Origin of the sequence: Diaphorobacter sp. (assembly GCF_050251835.1) — a bacterium.
GTDB lineage: Bacteria > Pseudomonadota > Gammaproteobacteria > Burkholderiales > Burkholderiaceae_C > JBFXIE01.
On sequence record NZ_JBFWLZ010000032.1, the window covers coordinates 1 to 6,751 of the forward strand.

The 6,751-nt window shown below is 67.0% G+C and carries 6 protein-coding genes; 4 read left to right on the forward strand and 2 right to left on the reverse strand.

Going from position 1 to position 6,751, the window contains the following annotated elements:
• Both AB7E35_RS11155 and AB7E35_RS11160 read left to right on the forward strand, forming a co-directional pair.
• Positions 1-771: B12-binding domain-containing radical SAM protein (locus tag AB7E35_RS11155; RefSeq protein WP_428167572.1), on the forward strand; the 771-nt coding region annotated here is incomplete at its 5' end.
• 125 nt (positions 772-896) lie between these two features.
• On the forward strand, positions 897-2,183 hold the full coding sequence (locus AB7E35_RS11160) for a solute carrier family 23 protein (RefSeq protein ID WP_428163556.1): 1,287 nt from the start codon (positions 897-899) through the stop codon (positions 2,181-2,183).
• A gap of 75 nt (positions 2,184-2,258) precedes the next feature.
• On the opposite strand, the gene AB7E35_RS11165 is transcribed toward AB7E35_RS11160, so the two are convergent.
• Positions 2,259-2,990 (reverse strand): zf-TFIIB domain-containing protein, encoded by a 732-nt coding sequence (locus tag AB7E35_RS11165; protein ID WP_428163555.1) that lies wholly within the window; start codon positions 2,988-2,990, stop codon positions 2,259-2,261.
• A 214-nt stretch (positions 2,991-3,204) separates the two neighbouring features.
• Between AB7E35_RS11165 and AB7E35_RS11170 the strand changes: the two genes are divergently transcribed.
• Positions 3,205-4,725 (forward strand): acetyl-CoA hydrolase/transferase family protein, encoded by a 1,521-nt coding sequence (locus AB7E35_RS11170; RefSeq protein ID WP_428167573.1) that lies wholly within the window; start codon positions 3,205-3,207, stop codon positions 4,723-4,725.
• An 82-nt stretch (positions 4,726-4,807) separates the two neighbouring features.
• Here AB7E35_RS11170 and AB7E35_RS11175 read toward each other — a convergent pair whose 3' ends face one another.
• On the reverse strand, positions 4,808-5,965 hold the full coding sequence (locus AB7E35_RS11175; RefSeq protein WP_428163566.1) for an ABC transporter substrate-binding protein: 1,158 nt from the start codon (positions 5,963-5,965) through the stop codon (positions 4,808-4,810).
• Positions 5,966-6,146: 181 nt separating this feature from the next.
• Between AB7E35_RS11175 and AB7E35_RS11180 the strand changes: the two genes are divergently transcribed.
• Positions 6,147-6,569, forward strand: a complete 423-nt coding sequence (locus tag AB7E35_RS11180; RefSeq protein WP_428163553.1) for a hotdog fold thioesterase — start codon at positions 6,147-6,149, stop codon at positions 6,567-6,569.
• Positions 6,570-6,751 lie beyond the last annotated feature (182 nt).

A 6,751-nucleotide genomic window follows, 5' to 3' on the forward strand; every position in this document is an offset into this window, starting at 1 on the left:
CTGGACTACATCGGCCGCTACGAGGGCGCCAGCGCCCAGGTGCTGGCCGACCGCATCGAGGCCATCGTGGCCGAGACCGGGCAGACCGGCTTTCACTTCGTCGATGAGGCCGCGCCGCCCAAAGCCCTCAAGGCCCTGGCCCACGAGCTGATTGCGCGCGGCACCGGCATCAGCTGGTGGGGCAATGTGCGCTTTGAAAAAACTTTCACGCCCGAGCTGGCCGAGCTGCTGGCCGACAGCGGCTGCATCGCCATCTCGGGCGGGCTGGAGGTGGCCTCGGATCGGCTGCTGGCGCTGATGAAAAAGGGCGTCAGTGTCGATCAGGTGGCGCGCGTGACCCGCGCGTTTGCCGACGCGGGCATTCTGGTGCACGCCTACCTGATGTACGGCTTTCCGACCCAGACGGTGCAAGACACCGTGGACGCGCTGGAATACGTGCGCCAGCTGTTTGCCAACGGCTGCATCCAGAGCGGGTTTTTTCACCGCTTTGCCTGCACCGTGCATTCGCCCGTGGGGCAGAACCCGCAGGAGTACGGCATCACCCTGGCGCCGCTGCCGCCGGGCGGCTTTGCCAAGAACGACGTAGCCTTCATCGACCCCACGGGCACCGACCACGACGCGCTGGGCGCGGGGCTCAAGAAAGCCATCTACAACTACATGCACGGCATCGGGCTGGAAGAGGACGTGCGCATGTGGTTCCCGTTCAGGGTGCCCAAAACCACCGTCAAGCGCGACCGCATCGCGCGGGCGCTGCAGGCCCGGCACGCCTGAAAACTCCTGATTTGATAGCTGCCAGCGCTTGATACATAAGCGCTACAGGCATTTTTGACTAAAAATCAGCCTGAGGCGGCCAAAGCCTCTACCATCGCTGCACTTTTTTTACGGGAGTGACAACAATGGGCTTGTTTCAATGGACGGAGCGCCCGGCGCAGGTGCTGCAATCGGGCGGGGTGATCGGCCCCGACGAGCGCCTGCCGTGGCCGCAGACGGCACTGATGGGCATACAGCACGTCATCGCCATGTTTGGCGCCACGGTGCTGGCGCCCATCCTCATGGGGTTTGACCCCAACGTGGCGGTGCTGATGAGCGGCATCGGCACGCTGATCTTCTTTCTGATCACCGGGGGCAAGGTGCCCAGCTACCTGGGCTCGTCGTTCGCCTTCATCGGCGTGGTGATCGCGGCCACGGCCTATGCGGGCAAGGGGCCCAACGCCAACATTGGCGTGGCGCTGGGCGGCATCATCGCCTGCGGCCTGGTCTATACCCTGGTGGGCGTGGCGGTGCACCTGGTGGGCACGGGCTGGATCGAGCGCTTCATGCCCCCGGTGGTCACCGGCGCGGTGGTGGCCGTGATCGGACTGAACCTGGCCGGCATCCCCATCAAGAACATGGCGGCCAACAACTTCGAGGCCTGGATGCAGGCCCTGACGTTTGTCTGCGTGGCGCTGGTGGCGGTGTTCACCAGCGGCATGCTGCAGCGCCTGCTGATTTTGGTGGGCCTGATTGTGGCCAGCCTGCTGTACGCGCTGCTGACCAACGGCATGGGCCTGGGCAAGCCGATCGACCTGTCGGGCATCGCCAATGCAGCCTGGTTAGGCCTGCCGCAGTTCCACGCGCCGGTGTTCGAGGCCAACGCCATGCTGCTCATCGTGCCCGTGGTCATCATCCTGGTGGCCGAGAACCTGGGCCACATCAAGGCCGTGACGGCCATGACCGGCAAGAACCTGGACCAGTACATGGGCCGCGCCTTCATCGGCGACGGCGTGGCAACGATGGTCAGCGGCGCCGCTGGCGGCACGGGCGTGACCACGTATGCCGAGAACATCGGCGTGATGGCCGCCACGCGCATCTACTCCACGGCGGTGTTCCTGGTGGCGGCGCTGCTGGCGGTGCTGCTGGGCTTTTCTCCCAAGTTTGGCGCGCTGATCCAGGCGATCCCGCTGCCGGTGATGGGCGGCGTGTCCATCGTGGTGTTCGGCCTGATTGCGATTGCCGGCGCCAAGATCTGGGTGGACAACCGGGTGGACTTTTCGCAGAACAAAAACCTCATCGTGGCGGCGATCACGCTGATCCTGGGCACGGGCGAGTTCACGCTGAAGTTTGGCGACTTCGCGCTGGGCGGCATTGGCACCGCCACGTTCGGCGCCATCGTGCTGTATGCGGCCTTGAGCCGGGGTAAATAAGCGGCAGGCAATAGCAAAAACCGCCTCCAGCCCTTATCTATAAAGCGCTAGAAGCTATTTATTGAATAGCACAAATCACCGCCGCAGCAGCGACCACACCATCTCGATGCCCGCCGTGACCAAATCAAACTGGTCGCTGCGGGTGCCCTCCAGCCGTTCGCGCTGGCGCTCGCGCTCTTCGCGCGCGCGGTTGCGCTCCAGGGCCACCAGCGCGTCGGCCAGGGCTTCGGGCGATGCGGTGTCGGTGGGCGCGGCCTGCTGGGCGGCGCGGCTGTGGCGTGCCAGGGCCTTGTCCACGGCAAGCGGGTCCAGCAGCGACAGGGCCGATCGGCAATACGGGCAGGCGTGGTCGTTGCGGATGTCCACCCCGGCGCCGCAGCTGGTGCAGTTGATGGTGCCCACGCGCTCGGCCAGCGCCTCGATCTCCATCTTGGACAAGTGGCGTACAAAGCCTTTTTCGACCATGAACGAGCCGAAGGTGGAAAACCGCCCGTGCCGCGCCGCACAGCGGTAGGTGACGTAGCGCCCGCCCTGCGCCAGGTCGTAGCCCTTGACCAGGGCCTGGGCGCAGCGCGGGCATTGCAGCCGAGCCGACAGCGGCCGGTGCGCGTCTGCGCGGTGGCGGTGCAGCAGCTCGAACAGCTCCAGCACCGCCGCCGGGGCCAGGCGGGTGTTTTCCTGCGGGTCAAACCACATGCCCTGGCAGGCAAAGCACAGGTCCAGTTCCAGCGTGGCGCCGCTGCTGGCGCCAAAGCGGTGGATTTCGGTGGGCTGGCGGCAAGAGGGACACAGCGGCGTGAAAGACATGGTGGCGGCGATCGTACCGCCGGCGCGCCGGGGCGCTCCGCCACCGGGGACGCACGCCGCATATTCAGCGCCTTGTCAGCGCCTTGTCAGCGCGTTGTAAGGTAAGGGTTAATCCCTATTTGCATGAAGAGCCGCTGCTAAGATTTCGCATCTTTCACCCGCCTCGCTGCCGCTTTGCGCGCCCTTGCGAGGCGATTGTCTTTCTGGAGTTTGTGTGTCCACATCGTCTTCCTCCCGCATTCAGCACCCGGGCCTGGCCCAGAAGATCATGACCGCAACCGAGGCCGCAGCGCTGATTCCTGCGGGCGCCAACGTGGGCATGAGCGGCTTTACCGGCGCCGGCTATCCCAAGGCCCTGCCCCAGGCCATTGCCGCGCACGCCAAGGCCGAGCATGCGGCCGGCAGGCCCTACAAGATCAACGTGTGGACGGGCGCCTCCACCGCCGCCGAATGCGACGGCGCGCTGGCCGAGGCCCATGCCGTGGGCCAGCGCCTGCCCTTCAACACCGACCCCACCGCGCGCAAGGCCATCAACGCCGGCGAGATCAACTTCATCGACATGCACCTGTCGCACGTGGCGCAGCATGCGTGGTTTGGCTTTCTGGGCCACATGCATGTGGCCGTGATCGAGGTGCTGGGCATCACGCCCGAGGGCCTGCTGATCCCGTCCACCGCCGTGGGCAACAACAAGACCTGGCTGGAGATTGCCGACAAGGTGATTCTGGAGGTCAACACCAAGCTCACCGACCGCATGGAGGGCATGCACGACATCTACTACGGCACCGCCATTCCGCCGCGCCGCGTGCCCATCAACATGACCCATGCCGACGACCGCATCGGCCAGGCCTATCTGCGCGTGGACCCGGCCAAGGTGATTGCCGTGGTGGAAACGCACAAGGGCGACCGCGACAACGTGTTTGCCACGCCGGACGAGAACTCCGAAAAAATCGCCAGCTACATCATTGATTTTCTGGCCCACGAGATGAAGGCCGGCCGCCTGCCCAAAGACATGCTGCCCATCCAGTCAGGCGTGGGCAACGTGGCCAATGCGGTGCTGGCAGGGCTTTTGAAAGGCCCGTTTGACAACCTGCTGGGCTTCACCGAGGTGCTGCAGGACGGCATGCTGGACCTGCTGCGCGCGGGCAAGATGAGCCGCGCCTCGGCCACAGCCATCTCGCTGAGCGGCAAGGCCTACGAGGACTTCGAGAAAAACATCGACTTCTACCGCGAGCGCATCATCTTGCGCCCGCAGGAGATCAGCAACCACCCCGAGCTGGTGCGCCGCCTGGGCATCATCGCCATGAACTCGATGATCGAGGCCGACATCTACGGCAACATCAACTCCACCCACCTGATGGGCACGGGCATGATGAACGGCATCGGCGGCTCGGGCGACTTTGCGCGCAACGGCTACCTGTCGTTCTTCGTGACGCCCTCGGTGGCCAAGGACGGCGCCATCAGCTGCATCGTGCCCATGGCCTCGCACGTGGACCACACCGAGCACGACACCCAGATCATCGTCACCGAGCAAGGCCTGGCCGACCTGCGCGGCCTGAGCCCCAGGCAGCGCGCGCAGGTCGTCATCGACCAATGCGCCCACCCCGACTACCGCCCGCTGCTGCAAGACTACTTTGACCGCGCGCGCAGCAAGGGTGCGCAGCACACGCCGCACATCCTGACCGAGGCGCTGAGCTGGCACCAGCGCTTTGTGGATACCGGCCACATGCTGCCCTGAGGGCAGGGCCAGCCTTCTTGAACGCCGCCCGCGGCGAGGGCGGCTGCGTTGCGGCCCGCCACGCCTCAGGGGCGTGTCCCCCTCACGCAATAAAGCGGCCGTTGCTGCCCAGCACGCCCAGGTCCAGAAAACGCGAGCCCACGTAGGGCGCCTGGCTGCCGTAGTCCACCACATAGCCGCCCAGGTCCAGGTTGCGAATGCCCGCCAGCGCGGCGCGCAGCCGGGCCGGCGTGGGGTCTTTGCCCGCGCGCTCCAGGCCTTCGATGAGCACGCGCGCGTTCACGTAGGCCTCCAGGCTGCCCTGCGAAAAATCGCTATGGCCCTGCGCGCGCAGGGCCGACTGGTAGTCGCGCACCAGCGGCAGCCGGGCGCGGTGCGGGTCGGGCACGATCATGGACAGCGCCAGGCCGCTGCCGTCCTCGCCCAGCTGGCCCAGGCTGGCGCTGGGCAGCGTCACGCTCAGCGCGGCCATCAGCACGCCGGGTGATTGCTTTTTGATGCCGCGCACCAGCCCCACCGACACCGTGCCCGCCGTGGCCAGCAGCACGGCCGACGGGCGGGCGGCGGCCACGGCCTGCAGTACCTGGGGCAGGTTCTTGCCGTCGGTGGCCACGGCCACCTGCGCGGCAGGGGTCGTGCCCAGCGCGGTCAGGGCGCGCGTGGCTTCTTGCAGCATCTCGCGGCCGTAGCCGTTGTCCAGGTACACCACGCCGATGCCTTTCAGTCCCATGCCGGTCAGGCGCTGCATCAGGCGCTGCACCTCGTCGGTGTAGCTGGCGCGCACATGGAACACATGGCGGGCGTTCTTGCGCAGCGACGATGCGCCCGTGATCGGTGCCACGTAGGGAATGCCGGCCTCTTCGATCAGCGGCAGGATGGCTGCGTTGTTGGGCGTGCCCACGCATGACAGCAGCGCCAGCGCGCTGCCCTGGCCGATGATCTGCCGCACGTTGGCCAGCGTGCGCTCTGGCTCGTAGGCGTCGTCCGCCATCTGCAGCTGCAGCATGCGCCCGTGCACGCCGCCGCGGGCGTTGGCCTGTGCAAAGGCGGCGCCGGCACCCAGCTGGATGTCGGCGCCAAAGCCCAGCAGCGGGCCGCTCATGGCGGCCGAGCAGCCGATGGTGACGGCCTTGGGCGATACGCCCGGCGCGTCCTGCGCGCGGGCTGGCAGCACAAACGCCGGCGCGGCGGCAAGGGCGGCGGCGCGGCTGGCCTGAATCACAAACTGGCGGCGTTGCATGGGCATGGGCAAGGACATGTCGATGGCAAAAATGCGTGAGAAGAAGGTCAGAAAAAGGCGCCTCATTCTGGTGGCGGGCAGGTTGCAAGTCCAGCCATCAAGCCCCCGGATCGTGCCAAGGCCCGGCGGCCGGTCCGGGCATGCGCGTGCCGCAGGCCGGATGTGTGCGATCTTCGGCGGCATGCCTATCTGGAAAAAACCCACCACCGTCGCCCTGCTCAACCAGTCGTGCGCCCGCACGGCCATCAGCCACCTGGGCATTGAGTTCACCGAGGTCGGCGACGACTACCTGAGCGCCCGCGTGCCCGTGGACGAGCGCACGCGCCAGCCCTACGGACTGCTGCACGGCGGCGTCAGCGTGGTGCTGGCCGAGACGCTGGGCTCGGTCGGCGCCAACCATTCCTGCCCCGAGGGCTGGCGCGCCGTGGGGCTGGACATCAACGCCAACCACCTGCGCGCCGCCACCAGCGGCTGGGTGACGGGCACGGCACGGCCGGTGCACATCGGCAAAAGCACGCAGGTCTGGCAGATCGACATGGTGAACGACGCGGGCCAGCCCACCTGCGTGTCGCGCATCACCATGGCGATGCTGGGGCCTAAATAGGGGGCATCCCCCTGAGGCGCTGCGCGCCTCGGTGCGCCCGCCAAAGGCGGCAGCTCTTCGGGGACGTCCAACCCTGCGCAGGCAGGCTTGGAGCCGCGCCCCTCAGCCCCTTCTCTCTACGCGCTGCGCGCTCCGGGAAGGGGGACGCAGCCCTCGCTGCGGGGCGGCCCTTGCTTGGCTGC

Coding starts and splice junctions, on each gene's coding strand:
- AB7E35_RS11165 (WP_428163555.1), bottom strand. CDS start 2,990: ATGTCTTTCACGCCGCTGTGTCCCTCTTGCCGCCAGCCCACCGAAATC.
- AB7E35_RS11180 (WP_428163553.1), top strand. CDS start 6,147: ATGCCTATCTGGAAAAAACCCACCACCGTCGCCCTGCTCAACCAGTCG.
- AB7E35_RS11175 (WP_428163566.1), bottom strand. CDS start 5,965: ATGCAACGCCGCCAGTTTGTGATTCAGGCCAGCCGCGCCGCCGCCCTT.
- AB7E35_RS11160 (WP_428163556.1), top strand. CDS start 897: ATGGGCTTGTTTCAATGGACGGAGCGCCCGGCGCAGGTGCTGCAATCG.